At 73.3% G+C, this 21,247-nt stretch carries 24 protein-coding genes; 17 read left to right on the top strand and 7 right to left on the bottom strand.

The window, feature by feature from the left end; translation table 11 throughout:
• Positions 1–136 precede the first annotated feature (136 nt).
• The 3 genes from ACWGIS_RS03805 to ACWGIS_RS03795 all read left to right on the top strand — a co-directional run bounded on the left by ACWGIS_RS03805 (position 137) and on the right by ACWGIS_RS03795 (position 2,208).
• Positions 137–1,381: an alpha/beta fold hydrolase gene (locus ACWGIS_RS03805; protein ID WP_453360901.1), complete on the top strand. Its 1,245-nt coding sequence runs from the start codon at positions 137–139 to the stop codon at positions 1,379–1,381.
• Positions 1,347–1,880 (top strand): tRNA (adenosine(37)-N6)-threonylcarbamoyltransferase complex ATPase subunit type 1 TsaE, encoded by a 534-nt coding sequence (gene tsaE / locus ACWGIS_RS03800; protein WP_453360806.1) that lies wholly within the window; start codon positions 1,347–1,349, stop codon positions 1,878–1,880. The genes ACWGIS_RS03805 and tsaE overlap by 35 nt, the downstream gene beginning before the upstream one ends.
• Positions 1,881–2,040: 160 nt before the next feature.
• Positions 2,041–2,208: a hypothetical protein gene (locus tag ACWGIS_RS03795; protein WP_453360805.1), complete on the top strand. Its 168-nt coding sequence runs from the start codon at positions 2,041–2,043 to the stop codon at positions 2,206–2,208.
• 117 nt (positions 2,209–2,325) lie between these two features.
• Here ACWGIS_RS03795 and ACWGIS_RS03790 read toward each other — a convergent pair whose 3' ends face one another.
• Positions 2,326–2,880, bottom strand: a complete 555-nt coding sequence (locus tag ACWGIS_RS03790; RefSeq protein WP_453360804.1) for a hypothetical protein — start codon at positions 2,878–2,880, stop codon at positions 2,326–2,328.
• A 122-nt stretch (positions 2,881–3,002) separates the two neighbouring features.
• Between ACWGIS_RS03790 and tsaB the strand changes: the two genes are divergently transcribed.
• From tsaB to ACWGIS_RS03755, 7 genes are all read left to right on the top strand, one after another.
• The gene (gene tsaB, locus ACWGIS_RS03785) at positions 3,003–3,656 is read left to right on the top strand and encodes a tRNA (adenosine(37)-N6)-threonylcarbamoyltransferase complex dimerization subunit type 1 TsaB (RefSeq protein ID WP_453360803.1); all 654 of its coding nucleotides are present in this window, start codon (positions 3,003–3,005) and stop codon (positions 3,654–3,656) included.
• 17 nt (positions 3,657–3,673) lie between these two features.
• Positions 3,674–4,180 carry a ribosomal protein S18-alanine N-acetyltransferase gene (rimI, locus tag ACWGIS_RS03780; protein WP_453360900.1) on the top strand — a complete coding sequence of 169 codons (507 nt, stop codon included), beginning with the start codon at positions 3,674–3,676 and terminating at the stop codon, positions 4,178–4,180.
• The gene (gene tsaD, locus ACWGIS_RS03775; protein ID WP_453360802.1) at positions 4,173–5,279 is read left to right on the top strand and encodes a tRNA (adenosine(37)-N6)-threonylcarbamoyltransferase complex transferase subunit TsaD; all 1,107 of its coding nucleotides are present in this window, start codon (positions 4,173–4,175) and stop codon (positions 5,277–5,279) included. Before rimI ends, tsaD begins: the two co-directional genes overlap by 8 nt.
• Complete coding sequence (locus ACWGIS_RS03770; protein ID WP_453360801.1) at positions 5,276–5,539, top strand: hypothetical protein; 264 nt, start codon at positions 5,276–5,278, stop codon at positions 5,537–5,539. The genes tsaD and ACWGIS_RS03770 overlap by 4 nt, the downstream gene beginning before the upstream one ends.
• 113 nt (positions 5,540–5,652) lie before the next feature.
• Positions 5,653–6,711: a LacI family DNA-binding transcriptional regulator gene (locus ACWGIS_RS03765; RefSeq protein ID WP_453360800.1), complete on the top strand. Its 1,059-nt coding sequence runs from the start codon at positions 5,653–5,655 to the stop codon at positions 6,709–6,711.
• A gap of 352 nt (positions 6,712–7,063) precedes the next feature.
• Positions 7,064–7,420, top strand: coding sequence for a YciI family protein (locus ACWGIS_RS03760; RefSeq protein ID WP_453360799.1), 357 nt, complete (start codon positions 7,064–7,066; stop codon positions 7,418–7,420).
• Between the two features lie 44 nt (positions 7,421–7,464).
• Complete coding sequence (locus ACWGIS_RS03755; RefSeq protein WP_453360798.1) at positions 7,465–8,733, top strand: RNA polymerase sigma factor; 1,269 nt, start codon at positions 7,465–7,467, stop codon at positions 8,731–8,733.
• A gap of 330 nt (positions 8,734–9,063) precedes the next feature.
• On the opposite strand, the gene ACWGIS_RS03750 is transcribed toward ACWGIS_RS03755, so the two are convergent.
• The gene (locus ACWGIS_RS03750) at positions 9,064–10,242 is read right to left on the bottom strand and encodes a class I SAM-dependent methyltransferase (RefSeq protein ID WP_453360797.1); all 1,179 of its coding nucleotides are present in this window, start codon (positions 10,240–10,242) and stop codon (positions 9,064–9,066) included.
• Positions 10,243–10,332: 90 nt separating this feature from the next.
• Between ACWGIS_RS03750 and ACWGIS_RS03745 the strand changes: the two genes are divergently transcribed.
• From ACWGIS_RS03745 to groL, 4 genes are all read left to right on the top strand, one after another.
• Positions 10,333–11,304, top strand: coding sequence for a polysaccharide deacetylase family protein (locus ACWGIS_RS03745; protein WP_453360796.1), 972 nt, complete (start codon positions 10,333–10,335; stop codon positions 11,302–11,304).
• Between the two features lie 49 nt (positions 11,305–11,353).
• Positions 11,354–12,139, top strand: coding sequence for a polysaccharide deacetylase family protein (locus ACWGIS_RS03740; protein WP_453360795.1), 786 nt, complete (start codon positions 11,354–11,356; stop codon positions 12,137–12,139).
• A gap of 227 nt (positions 12,140–12,366) precedes the next feature.
• Positions 12,367–12,675, top strand: coding sequence for a co-chaperone GroES (gene groES / locus ACWGIS_RS03735; protein WP_019066754.1), 309 nt, complete (start codon positions 12,367–12,369; stop codon positions 12,673–12,675).
• Between the two features lie 112 nt (positions 12,676–12,787).
• Positions 12,788–14,416 carry a chaperonin GroEL gene (groL, locus tag ACWGIS_RS03730; protein ID WP_453360794.1) on the top strand — a complete coding sequence of 543 codons (1,629 nt, stop codon included), beginning with the start codon at positions 12,788–12,790 and terminating at the stop codon, positions 14,414–14,416.
• A gap of 130 nt (positions 14,417–14,546) precedes the next feature.
• Here the strand turns inward: groL and ACWGIS_RS03725 are convergent, their stop codons facing one another.
• On the bottom strand, positions 14,547–15,245 hold the full coding sequence (locus ACWGIS_RS03725) for an SDR family NAD(P)-dependent oxidoreductase (RefSeq protein ID WP_453360793.1): 699 nt from the start codon (positions 15,243–15,245) through the stop codon (positions 14,547–14,549).
• 113 nt (positions 15,246–15,358) lie between these two features.
• Between ACWGIS_RS03725 and ACWGIS_RS03720 the strand changes: the two genes are divergently transcribed.
• Positions 15,359–16,222: a helix-turn-helix domain-containing protein gene (locus ACWGIS_RS03720; RefSeq protein WP_453360792.1), complete on the top strand. Its 864-nt coding sequence runs from the start codon at positions 15,359–15,361 to the stop codon at positions 16,220–16,222.
• A 129-nt stretch (positions 16,223–16,351) separates the two neighbouring features.
• Here the strand turns inward: ACWGIS_RS03720 and ACWGIS_RS03715 are convergent, their stop codons facing one another.
• The 3 genes from ACWGIS_RS03715 to ACWGIS_RS03705 form a co-directional block, all read right to left on the bottom strand.
• Positions 16,352–17,059, bottom strand: a complete 708-nt coding sequence (locus ACWGIS_RS03715) for an ester cyclase (protein WP_453360791.1) — start codon at positions 17,057–17,059, stop codon at positions 16,352–16,354.
• Between the two features lie 117 nt (positions 17,060–17,176).
• Positions 17,177–17,950: an SDR family NAD(P)-dependent oxidoreductase gene (locus tag ACWGIS_RS03710; RefSeq protein ID WP_453360790.1), complete on the bottom strand. Its 774-nt coding sequence runs from the start codon at positions 17,948–17,950 to the stop codon at positions 17,177–17,179.
• Between the two features lie 96 nt (positions 17,951–18,046).
• Positions 18,047–18,715 (bottom strand): MOSC domain-containing protein, encoded by a 669-nt coding sequence (locus ACWGIS_RS03705; RefSeq protein WP_453360789.1) that lies wholly within the window; start codon positions 18,713–18,715, stop codon positions 18,047–18,049.
• 80 nt (positions 18,716–18,795) lie between these two features.
• Between ACWGIS_RS03705 and ACWGIS_RS03700 the strand changes: the two genes are divergently transcribed.
• The gene (locus ACWGIS_RS03700) at positions 18,796–19,692 is read left to right on the top strand and encodes a LysR family transcriptional regulator (RefSeq protein ID WP_453360788.1); all 897 of its coding nucleotides are present in this window, start codon (positions 18,796–18,798) and stop codon (positions 19,690–19,692) included.
• A gap of 87 nt (positions 19,693–19,779) precedes the next feature.
• Here ACWGIS_RS03700 and ACWGIS_RS03695 read toward each other — a convergent pair whose 3' ends face one another.
• Complete coding sequence (locus ACWGIS_RS03695; RefSeq protein ID WP_453360787.1) at positions 19,780–20,112, bottom strand: WhiB family transcriptional regulator; 333 nt, start codon at positions 20,110–20,112, stop codon at positions 19,780–19,782.
• Between the two features lie 387 nt (positions 20,113–20,499).
• Between ACWGIS_RS03695 and ACWGIS_RS03690 the strand changes: the two genes are divergently transcribed.
• Positions 20,500–21,111 (top strand): response regulator transcription factor, encoded by a 612-nt coding sequence (locus ACWGIS_RS03690; RefSeq protein WP_003948568.1) that lies wholly within the window; start codon positions 20,500–20,502, stop codon positions 21,109–21,111.
• Positions 21,112–21,247: the final 136 nt, after the last annotated feature.

Here is a 21,247-nt window from a genome sequence, read left to right as displayed (position 1 = left end):
AGGACAACAGGACATGGCCCGCCCGACGGCGCCCGCGCCCCGGGTGCCGGCGCCCACGGCGGCACCCGACCATCCGGACCCGGCCCTGGACCCGGCCCCGGACGACAGCCGGCAGCCCGGCGAAGAGGAGCGGTACGTGAGCGAGAGCAGCGCGGAGGCGGTCGCGGACGCCGCGGCGGCCGCCGCCTCCGCCGCCGGTGCCGCGGGGAACTGGCGCAGGGCCGGTTTCGCCGGTGCCGCGATAGGCGTGGTCGCCGCGGGCGCCGCCGCCGGCGTGGCGATCGAGCGGCTCACCGTCGGCCGCGGCATGCGCAGGAAGGCCCGGCTCGCGCTCGACTCCACGGGTCCCTACGGCTCGCTGCGCGGCACCCCGGGCAAGGCGTACGCCGACGACGGCACCGAGCTGTACTACGAGGTGGACGAGGTCGAGACGGACGCCGCGCTCAGCCCGCGCCGCCGCCGTCTCTTCGGCCGGAAGGCCCCGGCGCCGGTCACCGTCGTCTTCAGCCACGGCTACTGCCTCAACCAGGACTCCTGGCACTACCAGCGGGCCGCGCTGCGCGGGGTGGTGCGCACCGTGCACTGGGACCAGCGCAGCCACGGCCGCTCCGGGCGCGGGGTCGCCCAGGTGCAGGACGGGCAGCCGGTCACGATCGACCAGCTCGGCCACGACCTGAAGGCCGTCATCGACGCCGCCGCCCCCGAGGGCCCGATCGTGCTGGTCGGCCACTCGATGGGCGGCATGACCCTGATGGCCCTCGCCGACCAGTACCCCGAGCTGATCCGCGACCGGGTCGTCGCCGTCGCGCTGGTCGGTACGTCGTCGGGGCGGCTCGGCGAGGTCAACTTCGGGCTGCCGGTCGCCGGCGTCAACGCGGTGCGGCGCGTGCTGCCGGGGGTGCTGAAGGCGCTGGGGCAGCGGGCGGAGCTGGTGGAGAAGGGGCGGCGGGCCACGGCGGACCTGTTCGCGGGCGTCATCAAGCGGTACTCGTTCGCGTCCCGGGAGGTGGACCCGGCGGTCGAGCGGTTCGCCGAGCGGATGATCGAGGGCACGCCGATCGACGTGGTCGCCGAGTTCTACCCGGCGTTCACCGAGCACGACAAGACCGAGGCGCTCGTGCACTTCGCGGAGCTGCCTGTGCTGGTGCTGGCCGGGGTGGGCGACCTGGTGACCCCGAGCGAGCACAGCGAGGCCATCGCGGACCTGCTGCCGGAGGCCGAACTGGTCCTCGTGCCGGACGCCGGGCACCTCGTGATGCTGGAGCATCCCGAGGTCGTCATAGACCGCCTCGCGGACCTCCTCATGCGCGCGGGAGCCGTCCCGGCAGGGGCTACCGTGGGTGGCTATGGAAGCACCAGCAGCACCGTACGACCCGGCTGAGCCCGCCGCGGGGGGCGTCAGCGTCCGGATCACCGTCACCTCCCCCGAACAGATGCAGGAGCTGGGCCGCCGCATGGCCGGGCTGCTGCGCGCCGGTGACCTCGTCATGCTGAACGGCGAGCTCGGCGCGGGCAAGACCACGCTGACCCGCGGGCTCGGTGAGGGCCTCGGCGTCCGGGGCGCGGTCACCTCCCCGACCTTCGTCATCGCCCGCGTCCACCCGTCCCTCGGCGACGGGCCGCCGCTGGTGCACGTGGACGCGTACCGGCTCGGCGGCGGTCTCGACGAGATGGAGGACCTCGATCTCGACGTGTCGCTGTCCGACTCGCTGATCGTCGTGGAGTGGGGCGAGGGCAAGGTCGAGGAGCTGACCGACGACCGGCTGCACGTGGTGATCCACCGCGCCGTCGGCGACACCACGGACGAGGTCCGGCACGTCACGCTGACCGGGCTCGGCGGGCGCTGGGCGACGGCGGACCTGGGTGTGCTCGCGCGCTGACGGGCCGGCGCCGGGGCCGCCGCGTGCGGGCGGAGCGGGAACGTTCCGACAAGACGTCGGCAACATGTTGCACAGGGCGTCCCGGCCGTGGTCACATGGACACCAGCTCGTAGTTAGGTCTACCTAACCACGCTTGCCCCCGCGGCCCCAGGAGGCGTCCATGCCGACTTCAGAACGAGACGAGGCGCTGCCGCGCGTGCTGGCCGCCGTGTCCATGCGGGACCTGCTGGCCTCGTGCGCGGCGGCCGACGCGGTGTCCACCCCGCCGCCCGCGCCCGCGCCGCCCCGCGCCGAGCCCACGGACCTGCGGCACCCGGAAGCCGCCTGATCCCTGGGCTTTCACGGTCCTACGGCGCCGGGAAGCCGCCTGGCCTCCGGGCTTGCACGGTTCCGCGGCGCCCGGAAGCCGCCTGACCTCCGGGTGCCGGGCGGCCCGGCGGGGCGGTTACTTGATGACGACGACCTTCTGGCCGATCGTCGCGAAGTCCCACATGGCGTCGCCGTCCTCGCGGGACTCGCGGATGCCGCCGGTCTTCGCGGCCGATGTCGGGCCGGCGGTGGACCCGCTGACGGCCGCGCTGAACCCGATCGCGACGCCCTGGTTGGAGGCGAAGCGGACCACGTGCTCGATCGGTGTGCCGTCCGAGCCCGTCACGGCGTTCGACCGGGACGTGACCGTGTAGGTGGCGGGGAGCGGGTCGACCGCGCTCGGCGTGACCTTGAAGGTGCGCCTGACCTTGTCGCCCGCGCCGACGAGCCAGACCCGGTCGTCGTCGAGCGAGTAGACGACGCGCTCGCCGGTGCCGGACCGGGCGGGGAGCGCCGCCGGGTTCTTCTTGTCCCTGGGCGCCTTCGACGTGGTGGCCGAGGGCGACGCGGCCGCATGCGGTTTCCCCAGCGTGTCCGGCACGTTGGCCGACGCCTGGTAGGCGAGGAATCCGACTGCGGCGACGGCCGCCGCGGTGAGCCCGGCCACGAATCCCGAGCTGCTCCTAGCCACCTTGTGTGCCCACCTCTCGTACCACGTACCTGCCCTGTACGTCCTTTGTGGTGACGGTAGCAGCCGGGGCGCGGCAGACCGGGGCGGCCGTGCCCCGGCCCCCGGCGCCGTAGGCTGTTTGCGTGCTCTTGCTCGCTCTGGATACCGCCACCCCCGCCGTCACCGTCGCCCTGCACGACGGGACGTCCGTCGTCGCCTCGTCGAGCCAGGTGGACGCACGGCGGCACGGGGAACTGCTGCTGCCCGCCGTCGACCGGGTCCTCGCCGAGGCGGGTACGCGGATCGACTCCGTCACCGGCGTCGTCGTCGGCGTGGGCCCCGGTCCCTACACGGGACTTCGGGTGGGCCTGATGACCGCCGACACCTTCGGACTCGCCCTCGGCGTCCCGGTGCACGGCCTGTGCACCCTCGACGCCCTCGCCTACGGCTCCGGCCTCGACGAGCCCTTCGTCGTCGCCACGGACGCGCGCCGCAAAGAGGTCTACTGGGCGCGGTACGCCGACGCCCGGACGCGCGTGGGCGAGCCCGCCGTCGACCGGCCCGCCGAGATCGCGGAGGCGGTCGCCGGGCTGCCCGCCGTCGGCGCCGGCGCGCTGCTCTACCCCGACACCTTCCCGGTGGCCCGCGAACCCGAGCACGTCGCGGCGGCGGCGCTGGCCGCGCTGGCCGCGGAGAGGCTCGCCGCGGGGGAGGAACTGCCCGCCCCCAGGCCGCTGTACCTGCGCCGACCCGACGCCCAGGTGCCCAAGAACTACAAGGTGGTCACCCCGAAGTGACCGCCGAGCTGCGCGAGATGCGCTGGTGGGACATCGATCCCGTACTGGAGCTGGAGAAGGACCTCTTCCCCGACGACGCCTGGTCGCGGGGCATGTTCTGGTCCGAGCTGGCCCACTCCCGCGGCCCCGAGGCCACCCGGCGCTATGTCGTCGCGAACGAGGGGGAGCGGCTCGTCGGATACGCGGGACTGGCCGCCGCCGGGGACGTGGGCGACGTGCAGACCATCGCCGTCACCCGCGACCAGTGGGGCACCGGCCTCGGCGCACGGCTGCTCACCGAGCTGCTGCGGGCCGCGACCGCCTTCGAGTGCGCCGAGGTCATGCTCGAGTGCCGCGTCGACAACGTCCGGGCGCAGAAGCTGTACGAGCGCTTCGGCTTCGAGGCCATCGGGTTCCGGCGCGGCTACTACCAGCCGGGGAACGTCGACGCCCTGGTGATGCGGCTGCACACGGCATCCGACGGCGGCCCCGCCGCGAACCCGACCTCCGTACAAGGAACACAAGGAACCGAGATCAATGGCTGACGCGCGCGACGAACCCCTCGTCCTCGGCATCGAGACCTCCTGCGACGAGACCGGCGTCGGCATCGTCCGCGGCACCACCCTGCTCGCGGACGCGGTCGCCTCCAGCGTCGACGAGCACGCCCGCTTCGGCGGGGTCGTGCCCGAGGTCGCCTCCCGCGCCCACCTCGAAGCGATGGTGCCGACCATCCAGCGGGCGCTGAAGGACGCGGGCGTGACGGCGAAGGACCTGGACGGCATCGCCGTGACCGCGGGGCCGGGCCTCGCCGGTGCCCTGCTCGTCGGGGTCTCGGCGGCCAAGGCGTACGCCTACGCGCTCGGCAAGCCGCTGTACGGCGTGAACCACCTGGCGTCCCACATCTGCGTGGACCAGCTGGAGCACGGCGCGCTGCCCGAGCCGACGATGGCGCTGCTGGTGTCCGGCGGCCACTCCTCGCTGCTGCTGTCCACGGACATCACCTCCGACGTGCGGCCGATGGGCGCGACCATCGACGACGCGGCGGGTGAGGCCTTCGACAAGATCGCCCGTGTGCTGAACCTCGGCTTCCCGGGCGGCCCGGTCATCGACCGGTACGCCAAGGAGGGCGACCCGGCCGCGATCGCGTTCCCGCGCGGCCTCACCGGCCCCCGCGACCCGGCGTACGACTTCTCCTTCTCCGGTCTCAAGACGGCCGTGGCCCGCTGGATCGAGGCGAAGCGGGCGACGGGCGAGGAGGTGCCGGTGCGCGATGTGGCGGCGTCCTTCCAGGAGGCGGTCGTGGACGTGCTGACGCGCAAGGCCGTCCGTGCCTGCAAGGACCAGGGCGTCGACCATCTGATGATCGGCGGCGGGGTGGCCGCCAACTCGCGGCTGCGGGTGCTGGCGCAGGAGCGCTGCGAGGCCGCCGGGATCCGGCTGCGGGTCCCGCGTCCCAAGCTGTGCACGGACAACGGCGCCATGGTCGCCGCGCTCGGCGCGGAGATGGTCGCCCGCAACCGGGCGCCCTCCGACTGGGACCTGTCGGCGGACTCCTCGCTGCCGGTGACGGACCCGCACGTGCCGGGCACCTCCCACGCCCACGACCACATGCACGAGACGGACAAGGAGAACCTGTACTCGTGACCGTGGCGCTGATGTGGGAGGCCCGGGCCGTCGCCGGACGCGGTGAGGACCTGCTCGCCTGGGTACGGGCGCGGCAGCCGGCGGAGCGGCCCCTGCGCCGGGAGGTCCTGCGGGCGCCGCAGGACCGGGTGCTGGTGATCACGTGGTGGGACGCGGCGTACGACGCCGCGCTCCCGGAGCTGCCCGAGCCGCCCTCTGACCTGGTCGCCCGGGCGGTGCACCGCTGGCGGTTCGAGTCGGTCCCCGAAGCGTCTCCGTAGACCCCTCGGCCCACCCGGCCCGCGAATGTTTCGAGCGTGTCGCCGAATGTTACGGGAACGTGAGGCGGTCAGGGGGGTCCGTCCGGCGGGGCGGCGGGGATACGATCGCGGCCATGAAACCCGTGAAGAGCCCTGAGGCGCAGTCGGCGACGCTGGCCGAGATCGCCCGCGAGGCCGGCGTGTCGGCTCCGACTGTTTCGAAGGTGCTCAACGGGCGGGCCGACGTCGCCCCGGCCACCCGCACCCGCGTCGAGGAACTGCTCCGCGCCTACGGCTACCGGCGCCGCCGGGCCGAGGCGGGCCGCTCGCCCCTCATCGACCTGGTCTTCCACGAGCTGGAGAGCGCCTGGGCGATGGAGGTCATCCGGGGCGTCGAGAACGTCGCGCGGGACGCGGGCCTCAGCGTCGTCCTCTCCGAGAGCGCGGGCCGGCTGACCCCCGGCCGCTCCTGGGCCGACCAGGTCGCGGCCCGCCGGCCGCACGGCGTGATCCTCGTGCTGTCCGGCCTGGACGAGTCGCAGCGGGCGCTGCTGACGAGCCGCTCCATCCCCTTCGTCGTGATGGACCCGGCGGGCGACCCGGGCGCCGACGTGCCCTCCATCGGCGCCACCAACTGGCAGGGCGGCCTGGCCGCGACCCGTCATCTGGTCGAGCTGGGGCACACCCGGATCGGTGCGATCAGCGGGCCCTCGCGGATGATGTGCAGCCGCGCCCGGGTCGACGGCTACCGCGCGGCGCTGGAGACGGCGGGACTGCCCGTCGACCCGGCGCTGATCCGGGCCGGCGACTTCCACCACGAGACCGGCTACCGCGCGGGCCTCGAACTGCTGCGCTCGCCGGACGGCCCGACGGCCGTCTTCGCGGGCAACGACCTCCAGGCCCTCGGTCTGTACGAGGCCGCGCGCGAACTGGGACTGCGCATCCCGGAGGACCTGAGCGTCGTCGGGTTCGACGACCTGCCGGTGGCGCGCTGGGTCGGCCCGCCGCTGACGACGGTCCGGCAGCCGCTCACGGAGATGGCGGAGGCGGCGGCCCGGCTGGTGCTGGAGCTGGGCCGCGAGGAGGAGTCGTCGGCGGCCACGCGGGTGGAGCTGGCAACGAGCCTGGTGGTGCGCAGCAGCACGGCCCCGCCCCCGAGCGGGGACCGGCCCGCGGTGGAGCCCGCCGGGTAGGGCGCGGGCGGCCCGTGGAGTCCGCCGGTCAGGGACAGCGATCGTGTGAGCCCGCCGGTCAGGGACGGCCCCTTGGAGCCCGCCGGCAGCGACGGCTCCCGGAGCCCGCTGGGCGGTGAAGGCCCCGCTGGAGCGGAGCACGTCGGCCGTTCCCGCTCCCCGCCCGGCCGGACTCCGCACGGTCGCCCGACACCCTCGGTGGGCCGGCGCGGCCCTCGCGCAAAAAACTTCGAGGAATCTTGGAACGCGTGTCGATTCCGGTGTCTCCTGGTCGACGCACGGGTGAGAGCGGGGAGAGGCCCCGCTCGGGAAGGGCCGGGCGCGCCCCGGCCGCCGTACCGAAGGAGCCACCATGCCGCGCTACCTCACGATGGTCCGTATCGACGAGAACAACGCCCCCGCCGAGGGACCGAGCCCCGAACTCATGCAGCGGATGGGCGAGTTGATCGAGGAGATGACCAAGGCCGGGGTGCTGCTCGACACCGCCGGGCTCGCCCCGACCGCGCAGGGCACCCGCGTCCGCTGGGAGGACGGCCAGATCTCCGTCACCGACGGCCCGTTCACCGAGACCAAGGAGGTCGTCGGCGGTTACGCGCTGATCCAGGCAAAGGACAAGGCCGAGGCGATCGAGTGGGCGAAGCGGTTCCTGAAGATCCACGAGGAGCACTGGACGGTCACGTCCGAGGTGCGGGAGATCATGGAGGGCTGAGCCTCCGCCCGGCCCGCGGCAGGGCGGATGTGTCAAGGTGGGCTGTGACCGAGCAGCCCACCGCCGCGCCCTCCGCCGCCCAGGCGGTCGAGACGATCTTCCGGATGGAGTCGGCCCGCATCATCGCCGGGGTCGCACGGATCGTGCGGGACGTCGGGATCGCCGAGGAGCTGGCGCAGGACGCGCTGGTCGCCGCGCTGGAGCAGTGGCCGCGCGAGGGGGTCCCCGACAACCCCGGTGCCTGGCTCATGACGACGGCCAGGCGCCGCGCCGTCGACCTCGTCCGCCGCCGGGAGCGCTACGCGCGCAAGCTGGCGGAGGTCGGGCGGGACCTGGAGACGGCCCCGCACCACCTCGACGCACCCGCCGACCCGGACGACATCGACGACGACCTGCTCCGGCTCGTCTTCACCGCGTGCCACCCGGTGCTCTCCGCCGAGGCGCGCATCGCCCTCACCCTGCGGCTGGTCGGCGGCCTGGCCACGCCCGAGATCGCCCGAGCGTTCCTCGTCCCGGAGGCGACGGTCGCCCAGCGCATCGTGCGCGCCAAGCGGATGCTGGCCACGAAGAACGTCGCCTTCGAGGTGCCGTACGGTCCCGAGCGCGAGGCCCGGCTCGGATCGGTCCTGGAGGTCATCTACCTGATCTTCAACGAGGGGTACGCGGCCACCGCGGGCGACGACTGGCTGCGCCCGGCCCTGTGCGAGGACGCCCTGCGGCTGGCCCGCGTGCTGGCCGGGCTGATGCCCAAGGAGCCCGAGGTGCACGCGCTGGCGGCGCTGCTGGAACTCCAGGCGTCCAGGTCGGCCGCCCGCACCGGCCCGTCCGGCGAGCCGGTGCTGCTCCGGGACCAGAACCGCCGCCGCTGGAACCGGATGCTGATCCGGCGCGGGTTCGCGGCGCTCGCCCGCGCCGACGCCGTCTCCACCGGGGCGCCCGGGCCGTACGCCCTCCAGGCCGCGATCGCCGCCTGCCACGCCCAGGCGTATGCGTACGAGGACACGGACTGGCGCACGATCGCCGCCCTGTACGGGCTCCTCGCCGCCCGGTCGCCGTCCCCCGTGGTCGAGTTGAACCGCGCGGTCGCCGTCTCCATGGCCGAGGGCCCCGGGCCGGCCCTCGCCCTGGTGGACGCCCTGGCCGCCGAACCGGCCCTGCGCGGCTACCACTTGCTGCCCAGCGTGCGCGGGGATCTGCTGGCCCGCCTCGGCCGCACGTCCGAGGCCCGCGCCGAGTTCGAGCACGCCGCGTCCCTGGCCCGCAACGAACGCGAACGCGACCTGCTGCGGGATCGCGCGGCGGAGTGCGGCTGAGAACCACCCCCGGCAGGGGGAGGAGCAGCGGCCCGGAACCCGTACGCGGATGCCCGGTCGGTGTCGACGCCCGGGCCGGTCGGAGGACTGACCGCGCCGTGCCCGCGGGCGGTCCGCACCCGTACGCGGGGGAGCCCTTCGGTTGCGGGGCCGGACCGGCGGAGCGCGCCGGTCGGTGGCCGGACCGGCGGAGCCCCGGAGAGGTCGGGGACCCGTGCACGGTGGAGGCTGCCCGCGCCCGGGCCCGTCGCCCGTGGAGCGCCGCCGACGCCGTGAAGTCCCGGACCCCGTGGAGCGCTCACGGCGCCGTGCGTCACGGCCGGCGTCGGGCTACGCCGGGTGTCCGATCAGCATCGTCGGTGCTCCCGCCACCCGGGTGAGGAAGACCGTCGCCGCGTTGCGGCCCTGCGGCTTCACCTTGCGGCGCAGCTCCTCCGGTTCGACGGCCGAGCCGCGCTTCTTGACCGTGAGGATGCCGACCTCCCGCTCCCGCAGCAGCGCCTTCAGCTTCTTCACGTTGAAGGGCATCCGGTCGGTGATCTCGTACGCCGTCGCGTACGGCGTCGGGCGCAGGTGGTCGGAGGTGATGTACGCGATCGTCTCGTCGAGCAGACCCCCGTCGAGCTCCTCGGCCACCTCGGCGACGAGATGGGCGCGGATCGCGGCGCCGTCGGGCTCGTACAGGTAGCGCCCGAGCGGGCGCACCGGCGGGTCGGGCAGGCCCCGGCCCCGCAGTCCGCGCGGGCCCGGCAGCAGGGTGGCCCGGATCAGCCCGGGCTCCGTGCCGAACCACAGCACGGCCTCCTTCACGTCCCCGCCGTCCGAGATCCACTCGGCCTCGGCCTCGGCCGGGACCGCCTCGTGCGGGATGCCGGGCGCGATCTTCAGCGCGGCCCGCGGTGCCCTCAGCGCCGTCGCGGTCGCCCAGGACAGCGGCGGCGAGTACGCCTCGGGGTCGAAGATCCGGCCCCGGCCGCCGCGCCGGGCGGGGTCCACGAAGACGGCGTCGTACGCGTCGGTGGCCACCTCGGTGACGTCCGCCTCGCGCACCTCGATCAGGTCCGCGAGACCCAGCGCCTCGGCGTTCGCGCGGGCCGCCGCCGCCGTCAGCGGGTCCCGGTCGACCGCGAGGACCCGGATCCCGGCGCGGGCCAGCGCGATCGCGTCCCCGCCGATGCCGCAGCAGAGGTCGGCGACCGAGCGCACGCCGAGCGCCCGGAACCGCTCCGCGCGGTACGCCGCGACGCTCGTCCGGGTGGACTGCTCCACCCCGTCGGGCGTGAAGAACATCCGCTCCGCGTCCCCGGCCCCGAACTTCGCCACCGCCCGCTGCCGCAGCCGCTCCTGCGCCAGTGCCGCCGTGACCAGGGGCGCCGGGTGCTCGCGGCGCAGCCGGGTCGCGACGGCCAGCTCCCGCGCCGGGTCGGTGCCGCGCACCTCGTCGAGGAGGGCACGGCCCTCGGGGGTGTGCAGGGAGGCGAAGGAGGCCAGCGGGTCCAGGTCGGTCACCGGCCCATTGTGGGCCAGTCGGTGGACGGCGCGCGTCCGGCGGCGGTGTCGGCCCGGGCGGCGGAGGGTGACCTGCGAGGATCCGGCACCATGCGACCAGTACGACAAAATGACGGAAAGCGCCCGGAGCGGACGCTGTTTTGTGGTGCGGCGCTGCGCCGGGCGGCGGCCGCCGGGACGGTGCCGCGCGGGGTCCGGGGCGGCCTCGTGCTGCTCACCGCCGCCGCGCTCGCCGCCGGGTGCGCGGACGCGGGCTCCGGCGTGCGGCCGGCCTCCGGGCAGCAGCCGCTGAACGCCCCGCCCGCCCGCGCGCTGGACGCGTACGCCTCGAAACTGCGCGCCGCGCACGCCGCTCGGGTCGCCGCCGCCAAGCGCTGGGGGCTCGCCAGAGTGCCGCTGACCGCGCCGGCGGCGCCGGAGAAGAAGCCGGTGATCACCACTCGTAAGGGCTTCGAGGTGGACGGCCAGGACGAGCTGCCGCCCGTCTTCACCACCGTCCCCACCAAGGACAAGGTCGTCTTCCTCACCATCGACGACGGCGCCGAGAAGGACCCCGCGTTCCTGCGGATGACGAGCGAGCTGAAGATCCCGTACACCGCCTTCCTCAGCCACTACCTGGCGAAGGAGGACTACGGCTACTTCAGGAGGATGCAGGCCGGGGGCGTCGGCCTGAACAACCACACGCTCCACCACCCCTATCTGCCGAACCTCTCGTACAAGCAGCAGAAACGGGAGATCTGCGGCATGCAGGACATGATGGAGAAGCAGTTCGGCAAGCGGCCGACGCTCTTCCGGCCGCCCTACGGCAACTACAACGAGGACACCCTGCGCGCCGCCGAGTCGTGCGGGATCAAGGCCGCCCCGCTGTGGAACGAGGAGGTCTTCGCCGACCACTGGGACTACCGCGAGTGGGACCGCTCCCTGCACCGCGGCGACATCGTGCTCACCCACTTCCGGGGCCGCGAGGACTGGAAGGGCACCATGGCCGACATGCTCCGCCGCTTCCTGAACAAGGTCACGAACGAGGGGTACGCCGTGGCGCGGCTGGAGGACTACCTGTGAGGGGCGCGGTACGCCCGTCGGTCCGTCCCGCGCGAGCGGAGGGCCGGCGGTGACCGGGCGGACGCGCACCCTGCTCGGCACGCTCCTGGCCCTCGCCCTGCTCGCCGGCGCCACCGGCTGCGCCCAGTCCGTCGACCCGATCGAGCGGCTCGGCAAGAAGGCGGCGCAGCGCGTGCGCCCGCACGGGCAGCAGGGGCCGCCCGCGGACACCCACCGCCGCCAGGGGGCCGCTCCGCCCGGCCGCGCCCCGGGGCCGCCCGGCCGACGGCCGCCCGGGGGCTCCGGGGACCCGGCGCTGCCGCCGGTCGTCGACCGCGTCGCCACCCGCGACAAGGTGGTCTTCCTGACCTTCGACGACAGCGCCGAGCGCGACCCCCGGTTCGTCGCCATGGTCCGTGAACGGCGGCTGCCGGTCAGCATGTTCCTCACGGACCGGGTCGTCGGGCCGGGGTACGGGCACTTCGCCCGGCTGCGGGCGGTCGGCGTGAGCGTGCAGAACCACACGCTCGACCACGCCTCCCTGCGCGGCCTGCCGTACGCGGGCCAGCGCGCCGAGATCTGCGGCCAGCAGGACAAGCTGAAGGAGCGCTTCGGCGTCCGGCCCCGGCTGCTCCGCCCGCCGTACGGAACCTACGACGCCACCACCCTGCGCGCCGCCGCCGACTGCGGCATCACGGCCGTGGTCCTCGGCCGCGAGCCCGGCCCCGGCCGCCTGCGTCCCGGCGACATCCTGCTCGGCACCGACGAGCCCGACCTCGCCGCGACGACCACCCGCCTCCTGCGGCGCATCCGGGCCCAGGGCCTCACCCCGGCCCGGCTGGAGGACTACCTGTGACGCGGCCCGGGGGACCGTCCACGGGACGGTGAATCCCGCGCCGCGCCGCCGCCCGTTTGGCACTCCGCTTGACCGAGTGCTAATCGCAGTCATAGTCTCTGGTCTGGCACTCCCCCCTGGAGAGTGCCAATAGCGACGGGCAGGTCCGGCACCCGCGACGACGGATCCACCTGGTCGCCACCTCAGACAGTTAACCCCGTGAGATCTCCGAAGGGGGAGGTCGGATCGTGACGACCACCAGCTCCAAGGTTGCCATCAAGCCGCTCGAGGACCGCATTGTGGTCCAGCCGCTCGACGCCGAGCAGACCACCGCCTCTGGCCTGGTCATTCCGGACACCGCCAAGGAGAAGCCCCAGGAGGGCGTCGTCCTGGCCGTGGGCCCGGGCCGCTTCGAGAACGGCGAGCGCCTGCCGCTCGACGTGAAGACCGGCGACATCGTGCTGTACAGCAAGTACGGCGGCACCGAGGTGAAGTACAGCGGCGAGGAGTACCTCGTCCTCTCGGCTCGCGACGTGCTCGCGATCATCGAGAAGTAGTTCATCCCAGTTTTGCAGTGAGCTGCGCCCCTGGCCCCCGCGATCTTGATAAGCCGGGCGCTGGGGGCGCAGTTCGTTTCTCCCAAGTTTTCCGAGAGGGCTGAATCGCTCCATGGCGAAGATCCTGAAGTTCGACGAGGACGCCCGTCGCGCCCTTGAGCGCGGCGTCAACAAGCTTGCCGACACGGTGAAGGTGACGATCGGCCCCAAGGGCCGCAACGTCGTCATCGACAAGAAGTTCGGCGCCCCCACCATCACCAACGACGGTGTGACCATCGCCCGCGAGGTAGAGGTCGAGGACCCGTACGAGAACCTCGGCGCCCAGCTGGTGAAGGAGGTGGCGACCAAGACCAACGACATCGCGGGTGACGGTACGACCACCGCCACCGTGCTGGCCCAGGCGCTCGTCCGCGAGGGCCTGAAGAACGTCGCCGCCGGCGCGTCCCCCGCCCTGCTCAAGAAGGGCATCGACGCCGCCGTCAAGGCCGTGTCCGAGGAGCTCCTCGCGACCGCCCGCCCGATCGACGAGAAGTCCGACATCGCCGCCGTCGCCGGTCTGTCCGCCCAGGACAGCCAGGTCGGCGAGCTCATCGCCGAGGCGATGGACAAGGTCGGCAAGGACGGTGTCATCACCGTCGAGGAGTCCAACACCTTCGGTCTTGAGCTGGACTTCACCGAGGGCATGGCCTTCGACAAGGGCTACCTGTCGCCGTACTTCGTGACGGACCAGGAGCGCATGGAGGCCGTCCTCGAGGACCCGTACATCCTCATCCACCAGGGCAAGATCTCCTCGATCCAGGACCTGCTGCCGCTGCTGGAGAAGGTCATCCAGACCAACTCCTCCAAGCCGCTGCTGATCATCGCCGAGGACGTCGAGGGCGAGGCCCTGTCGACCCTGGTCGTGAACAAGATCCGCGGCACGTTCAACGCCGTCGCGGTGAAGGCCCCCGGCTTCGGCGACCGCCGCAAGGCGATGCTCGGCGACATGGCCACCCTCACCGGTGCCACCGTCATCGCCGAGGAGGTCGGCCTCAAGCTCGACCAGGTCGGCCTGGACGTGCTCGGCACCGCCCGCCGCGTGACCGTCACCAAGGACGACACCACCCTCGTCGACGGTGGCGGCAACTCCGAGGACGTCGTCGGCCGGGTCAACCAGATCAAGGCCGAGATCGAGGCCACGGACTCCGACTGGGACCGCGAGAAGCTCCAGGAGCGCCTCGCGAAGCTGGCCGGCGGCGTGTGCGTGATCAAGGTCGGCGCCGCCACCGAGGTGGAGCTGAAGGAGAAGAAGCACCGCCTGGAGGACGCCATCTCCGCGACCCGCGCCGCGGTCGAGGAGGGCATCGTCTCCGGTGGTGGCTCCGCGCTCGTCCACGCCGTGAAGGTCCTCGAGGGCAACCTCGGCAAGACCGGCGACGAGGCCACGGGTGTCGCGGTCGTCCGCCGCGCCGCCGTCGAGCCGCTGCGCTGGATCGCCGAGAACGCCGGCCTGGAGGGTTACGTCATCACCTCCAAGGTCGCCGAGCTCGACAAGGGCCAGGGCTTCAACGCCGCGACCGGCGAGTACGGCGACCTGGTCAAGGCCGGCGTCATCGACCCGGTCAAGGTCACCCGCTCCGCCCTGGAGAACGCGGCGTCCATCGCCTCCCTGCTCCTCACGACCGAGACCCTGGTCGTCGAGAAGCCGGCCGAGGACGAGGGCGACGCGGGCCACGGCCACGGTCACGGCCACTCCCACTGAGGTCGCAAGCGCACCGAGGCAGCCCCTCTCCCCCTCGGGGGAGGAGCGGCACGCCTTCCGGAAGCCTCCCTCTCCCCGTCCGGGGCGAGGGAGGCTTCCTCCGTTTCCGGAGCGGCCGGCCGGTCCGGGATCAGGACCAGGCGATCTCGCCCTCCCGCGACACGAAGCGCCCGGTGCCGGCGCCGGACCCCTCGGTGGCGAGGGCGACGATCGCGTCCGTGCCCTCGGTGACGGTCTGCGGGCCGCTGTGCCCGTTGAGGTCGGTCGCGGTGTAGCCGGGGTCGGCGGCGTTGACGCGGATGTCCGTCAGCGCCTTGGCGTACTGGGTGGTCAGCATCGTCAGCGCCGCCTTCGAGGACGTGTAGAGCGGCGCGACGACACGCGACTCGGGCCGGTCCGGGTCGTGGGTGAGGGCGAGGGAGCCCATACCGCTGCTGACGTTGACGATCACGGGGTCGTCGGAACGGCGCAGCAGCGGCAGGAACGCGGTGGTGGTGCGCACGACGCCGATCACGTTGACGTCGAGGACGGCGAGCGCCTCGGCGGCGGTGAGATCGCCGGGGTCGCCGAGCGGGCCCTGCACGCCGGCGTTGTTGATCAGGACGTCGATCCGGCCCTCGTGCCGGGCGACGTCCGCCGCGGCGGCGGCCACGGACGCGTCGTCGGTGACGTCGATCGTGACGTGGCGCGCGCCGATCGCCGCGGCGGCCTTCTCGCCCTCTTCGCGGTCGCGGGCCCCGACCAGCACGGTGTGCCCGTGCTCGGCCAGGCGGCGGGCGGTCTCGCGGCCGAGACCCTTGTTGGCTCCGGTGATGAAAGTGATGGTCATGCGTCGACCATGGACCCGGCCCGGGAGACGTTCCAGGGACGGTCCGACACAGGGAAGAGCAGTACCACCCTGGGGGCCGCCGGTACGGCCGGTGATGCGGGAGCATGGGGATCATGCCGACGATCCCCGGAACCGGACTGGGCGCGATGATCCGCACCTGGCGGGACCGGCTGCCCCCGTCGGCCGCCGGACTGCCGGTGGCCGTCGGACGCCGGGCCGCCGGGCTGCGCCGGGAGGAACTGGCCGACCTGGCGGGAATCTCCGTCGACTACGTCGTACGCCTGGAGCAGGGGCGGGCCACGACCCCCTCGGCGTCAGTGGTGGCGTCCCTGGCGCGCGCGCTTCAGCTGTCCACCGCCGAGCGCGACCACCTCTACCGGCTGGCCCGGCTGGTCCCGCCGGCGGACGGCGCGATCTCCGACCACGTCCCGCCCGGCGTGCAGCGCGTGCTCGCCCGCCTCGGGGACGTCGCCGTCGCCGTCTTCGCGGCGGACTGGCAGCTCCTGTGGTGGAACCGGGGGTGGGCCGCCCTGCTCGGCGACCCCGCGTCCACGCCGCCGCGCCTGCGCAACTTCGCCCGCGACAGGTTCCCGGTCGACGCCGGCCCCGCCCGTCTCGCGCAGTGGCCGGTCACGGAGGCCGACCGCGACGCCACCGACGCCGCCGTCGTCTCCGACCTGCGCCGGGCCGGCGGCCGCTTCCCGAAGGACGCCCGCCTGGCCGCGCTGGTCCGCGAGCTGGACGCGGGCAACGCGCGGTTCGCCGAGCTGTGGGCGACCGGGCAGGTGGCCGCTCACCGCGAGGACCACAAGACGATCGAGCACCCGTCGGTGGGACCGGTCACCGTGGACTGCGACGTCCTGACCGACGGCGACACCGAACTGAAGATCGTCATCATGAGCGCCGCGCCCGGTGAGGACGAGACCAGGCTCCGCCTCGCCGCCGTCGCCGGCCCGCCGGCCACCGCTCACCACTGATCCGGCGGGACCCGGTGACGCCGGGCCCGTCCGGGTGGGCGACATCGCCGTGGGCCTGACGTCCGCGTCGAACACGCCGTCGCGGGGTCTGCTTTCGGCGTCGGGCCTCGGCTGTGGCGTCTTGGAGCCTCAGTTACCGGCGCCGTCGAGCGCGCCGAGCTGCGCCATGAACCCCAGCCGGTCGTACTGCCACCAGCCCTCGGTGATCTTCCCGTCCTCCTGGCACCGGAAGACGGTCACCCCCGTCAGGGAGACCTGGCGGCCGGTCGGCGGGATGCCCGCGAAGTCGCCCTTGTGCGTGCCGTTCCAGGTCCACCGCGTGCAGACGCGGTCCCCGTCGGCGATCTGGTCCTCGATGGTGAACCGGAAGTCGAACCCGGTGCGCCACCTCCCGAGGTCGCGCCGGATAGCGTCGAGGCCGACGGTGTCCTGCTCGTTGCCGGGATCGTGGTCGTGGTAGTTCTCCGCGATCAGGTCGTTCAGCGGGGACAGCTCGCCCTCGGCGGCCGCCGCCTCGAAGAACCGACGGACGTTCGCCGCGTACAGCCGCTCGTCCCGGACCACGTCCAGGTCGGTGAACGTCGGCATCCCGTCACAGAGCGCCACCATCTCCTCGAAGATCGCGTCGGTCTCCGGCAGTTTCGAGTTCCGCATCGCCTCCTCGTACGACGGGAACTCCACGATCTCCACGAAGTGGTCGCCGTCGGAGCGGTCCCGGCCGACGACGCTGTGCGTCGCGGTCCGCCTTCCCCTGGTCTTCTCGACCCACGTGTCCATCAGCCGGTCCATCTCGTCATACCGGCTGGTCCTGCAGTCGATGAGCTGTACGAATGTCATGGTGCCGCCTCCGGCCCCCTGGGTCCGGTCGAACACCTCCATCGTCCCACCGGAACGACGGCACCACCCACTCCACGGCGGCCCGCCGCCCGCGGGACGACCCCACGCCGAACTCCCTCACTGCGGGCCGTACTTGCGCCCCGTCCGCGAGGTGACCCCGCCCAGCAGGGCCCGCGGCGTCAGCTTCACCACGCCCATCAGCGCCTTGTACCGCGGGTCCGGGATGGACAGCGTCTTCCCCCGGGCCAGATCCGCCAGCGCCGCCGCGACCAGCTTGTCCGCGTCGAGCCACATCCACTTCGGGATGTTGTCCGTGCCCATCCCGGCCCGCTGGTGGAACTCGGTGCGGACGAAGCCGGGGCACAGGGCCATCAGCCGCACGCCGCTGCCGGCCAGGTCCTTCGCCGCGCCCTGGGTGAACTGCACGACCCACGCCTTGGAGGCCCCGTAGGTCCCGCGCGGTACGAAGGCGGCGACCGAGGCGACGTTGACGACACCGCCCCGGCCGCGCTCGCGCATCGCCTCGGCCGCGGCGGAGGTCAGCCGCAGCACCGCCTCGCAGTGGACCTTCAGCATCTTCAGCTCGTCGGCCATCGACACGTCGAGGTAGCGGCCCTTGTTGCCGAAACCGGCGTTGTTGACCAGCAGGTCCACCGGGTGTCTGCGGTCGGCCAGGCGCGTGGCGACCGCCTCGATGCCGGTGTCCGTCGCCAGGTCCGCCGTCAGCACCTCCGCCTCGATGCCGTGCCGGTCGTGCAGCTCGGTCGCCTGCTCGCGCAGCCGCTTGGTGTCGCGCGCCACCAGGACGAGGTTGTGGCCGTCGGCCGCCAGCCGCCGCGCGAACGCGGCGCCGATGCCCGCGGTCGATCCCGTAATCAGAGCCGTTGTCATGGGCCAAGATTAGTGACCGGGCGGCGCGTCCCGGCGCCCGCACCGCCCGGTGCCGCGCCCGCGCCGACGCCGGTCCCCGCCCCCCGCCGACCGGCGCTACCGCCCGTACTTCTCCACGTACTTCCGCGCGTCCTCCAGGACCTCCGGGTGCAGCGCGTCCCCCGCCGCGAGCAGCCGCGGGAGCAGGGTCCGCTCGATGGTGACGGCACGGAACTGGAGCGCCACGGTCACGTCGTGGTCCGGGCGGTGCAGGATCTCGATCGGGTCGCCCGCGCGGATCTCGCCGGGCCGGATCACCCGCAGGTACGCGCCGGGTGCGCCCCGGTGGGTGAACCGCTTGACCCAGCCCCGCTCGCCCAGGTGGCCCTGGAAGGTGCGGCAGGGGATGCGCCCGCAGGTGACCTCCAGGACCACTTCGGCCCCCACGCGCCACCGCTCGCCTATCCGGGCACCGGACACGTCGAGCCCCGACGTGGTCAGGTTCTCGCCGAACGAGCCGTTCGTCAGCGGACGGCCCAGCTCGCGCTCCCACTCGTCCAGGTCCTCCCGCGCGAACGCGTACACCGCCTGGTCGTCCCCGCCGTGATGGCGCTTCTCGCACACCGCGTCCCCGGCCACCCCGCCGGCCCCGACGCCCTTGGGCCCGGGGGCCGAGACCGCCAGGGGCCCGTCCACCGGCCGCTTGTCGATTCCGGTCAGCCCCTCGGGCTGGTCCGTGTAGGAGACCGCCCGCGGGCGGCCGACGTTCAGCGACAGAAGCTTCATGCCCGCACGTTAAGCGCTGCCGTGCCAAAGCGTCGACGCAATATTCGCCACGCTGCCCAAGCCTCACTTATGCTCGACGGGTGATCGAGGCCCGTCATCTCCGTGTCCTGCGCGCCGTGGCCGCCACCGGCTCGTTCTCGGCGGCGGGGCGCGAGCTGGGCTGCACCCAGCCCGCCGTCAGCCAGCAGATGAAGGCGCTCGAATCCTCCGTCGGCACGCCCCTGCTGGTCCGCACCGGCCGCGAGATGCGCCTGACCCAGGCCGGCGAGGCCCTCGTGCGGCATGCCGCGGGCATCATCGCCGGGCTGACCGCGGCCGAGGAGGAGGTGGCCGCCATCGCCGGACTGCGCGCGGGCCGGGTCCGCCTGGTCTCCTTCCCCAGCGGCAGCTCCACCCTGGTGCCGACCGCGCTCGCGGCCCTGCGCGCCGACCACCCCGGCACCCGCGTCTCCCTGGAGGAGGCCGAACCGCCGCGCTCGGTGGAGATGCTGCGCGAGGGCGACTGCGACATCGCGCTCGCCTTCCGCTACGAGGGCGCGGCGGGCGCCGAGGAGTGGCACGACCTGGTCGTGCGGCCGCTGCTGGTGGACCGGCTGGTCGGGCTGGTCCCGGCGGGCCACCGGCTGGGCGCGGCGGACTCGGTGGCCATAGGGGAACTCGCCGGGGAGCCGTGGATCGCGGGCTGCCCGCGCTGCCGGGGCCAGCTGGTCGAGGTCTGCCGGAGTGCCGGCTTCGTGCCCCGCATCGACTTCGCCACCGACGACTACCCGGCGGTGGTCGGCCTCGTCGGCGCGGGCCTCGGCGTGGCGGTCCTGCCCGAGCTGGCCGTGGAGTCCGTACGCCCCAAGGGGGTGCGCACGGTGGCGGTGGAACCTCCGGTGCGGCGGGAGATCGTCGCGCTCACCCTGCCCGACCTCGCCCAGGTGCCCGCCGTGGCGGCCACCCTCGACCGGCTGGCCCGGGCCGCGGCCCGCTGACCCGTACCCCGCCGCGGCGGGGGCACGCGCCACGGCACCAAAAGCAAGGGCACGCCTGCGCGTGCCCATTTCTGGAGAAACGTTCCTTCAGTGATGCGGCCGGTCCGCGGGTCCGCCGTTGCTCGCCGCCGTGACCAACCGGTTGCGAGCCCGTCCCATCAGCTCTTCGCGCTCGTCCTCGGTCAGCCCGCCCCACACGCCGTACGGCTCGCGCACCGCCAGGGCGTGGGCCGCGCACTGGGCGCGGACGGGGCATCTCATGCAGACCTCTTTGGCCGAGTTCTCGCGAGCGCTCCGTGCCGCACCGCGCTCGCCCTCCGGGTGGAAGAAGAGCGAGCTGTCGACCCCGCGGCAGGCCGCGAGGAGCTGCCAGTCCCAGAGGTCCGCGTTCGGACCGGGAAGGCGGGAGAAATCTGCCATTGCGTGTCCCCTTGTTGCCGTTCTGGGCCTCTGTGCCCACCGACCGTACATCTACGATCTAAGGAGATGAAAATATGACTCATTGCGAATCTAGCCATAGACACCAGCAAAAGGGAAGAAAACCGGCTAAATGGGGCATGGCTTGTGGTGAAAGGTTGAGGGTCCGTTGTGCATGTCTGCACCGTGTCCGCCCCCTCACGTAGAGTGCCGAAGACGGCGGATGGCCCCGTAACTCTTTCGAGTGACCATCGTTGAGAGTGCGAGGCGGTTGAAGGAACAAGCGCTCGGGCAGACGGCAGTATCCGTCCGCGAGTGTCGACCGCACAGGTGACGATTCGTACCAGCCTGGAGGCTCAAGGTGACGCGCATCAGCTGCGGAGGGCGGTCATGACATCCGTCCTCGTCTGCGACGACTCCCCGCTTGCCCGAGAGGCGCTCCGCCGCGCGGTTGCTACCGTGCCCGGCGTCGAGCGCGTGACGACGGCGGCCAACGGCGAGGAAGTGCTCCGCCGCTGGGGCGCCGACCGCTCGGACCTGATTCTGATGGACGTACGCATGCCCGGTCTGGGCGGCGTGGAGACGGTCCGGCGGCTGCTCTCGGCCGACCCGGGCGCCCGCATCATCATGCTCACCGTCGCCGAGGACCTGGACGGCGTGGCGCTCGCCGTCGCCGCCGGTGCCCGCGGCTACCTGCACAAGGACGCCTCGCGCGCCGAACTGCGGGCCACGGTGACGCAGGCGCTCGCCGACCCGACCTGGCGGCTCGCCCCGCGCCGGCTGAGGTCGGCCGAGATGGGCGCCGCGCCGACGCTCACGGCGCGTGAGATCCAGGTCCTCGAAGGCATGAGCCACGGCCGCTCCAACGCGGAGATCGGACGTGAACTGTTCCTCTCCGAGGACACCGTCAAGACGCACGCGCGGCGGCTCTTCAAGAAGCTCGGCGCCTCCGACCGCGCGCACGCCGTGGCGCTCGGTTTCCGCTGGGGCCTGGTCCGCTAGGTGAGCTGCCCCGGGACGGCGGTCCCCACCTGCCGTACGGCGCTTCCCGCCCGCCTCCCGGCGGGCGGGGCCGGGCCTTCGCGCACGGTCCCTCCGAGGCCCGATCCCCGTTTCCCGGCGGATGCCGCATCCTTGA

Source organism: Streptomyces sp. NPDC054842 (assembly GCF_053611025.1).
Note: the sequence above shows the minus strand (reverse complement) of the source record. Positions and strands in the feature narration are given on the sequence as shown.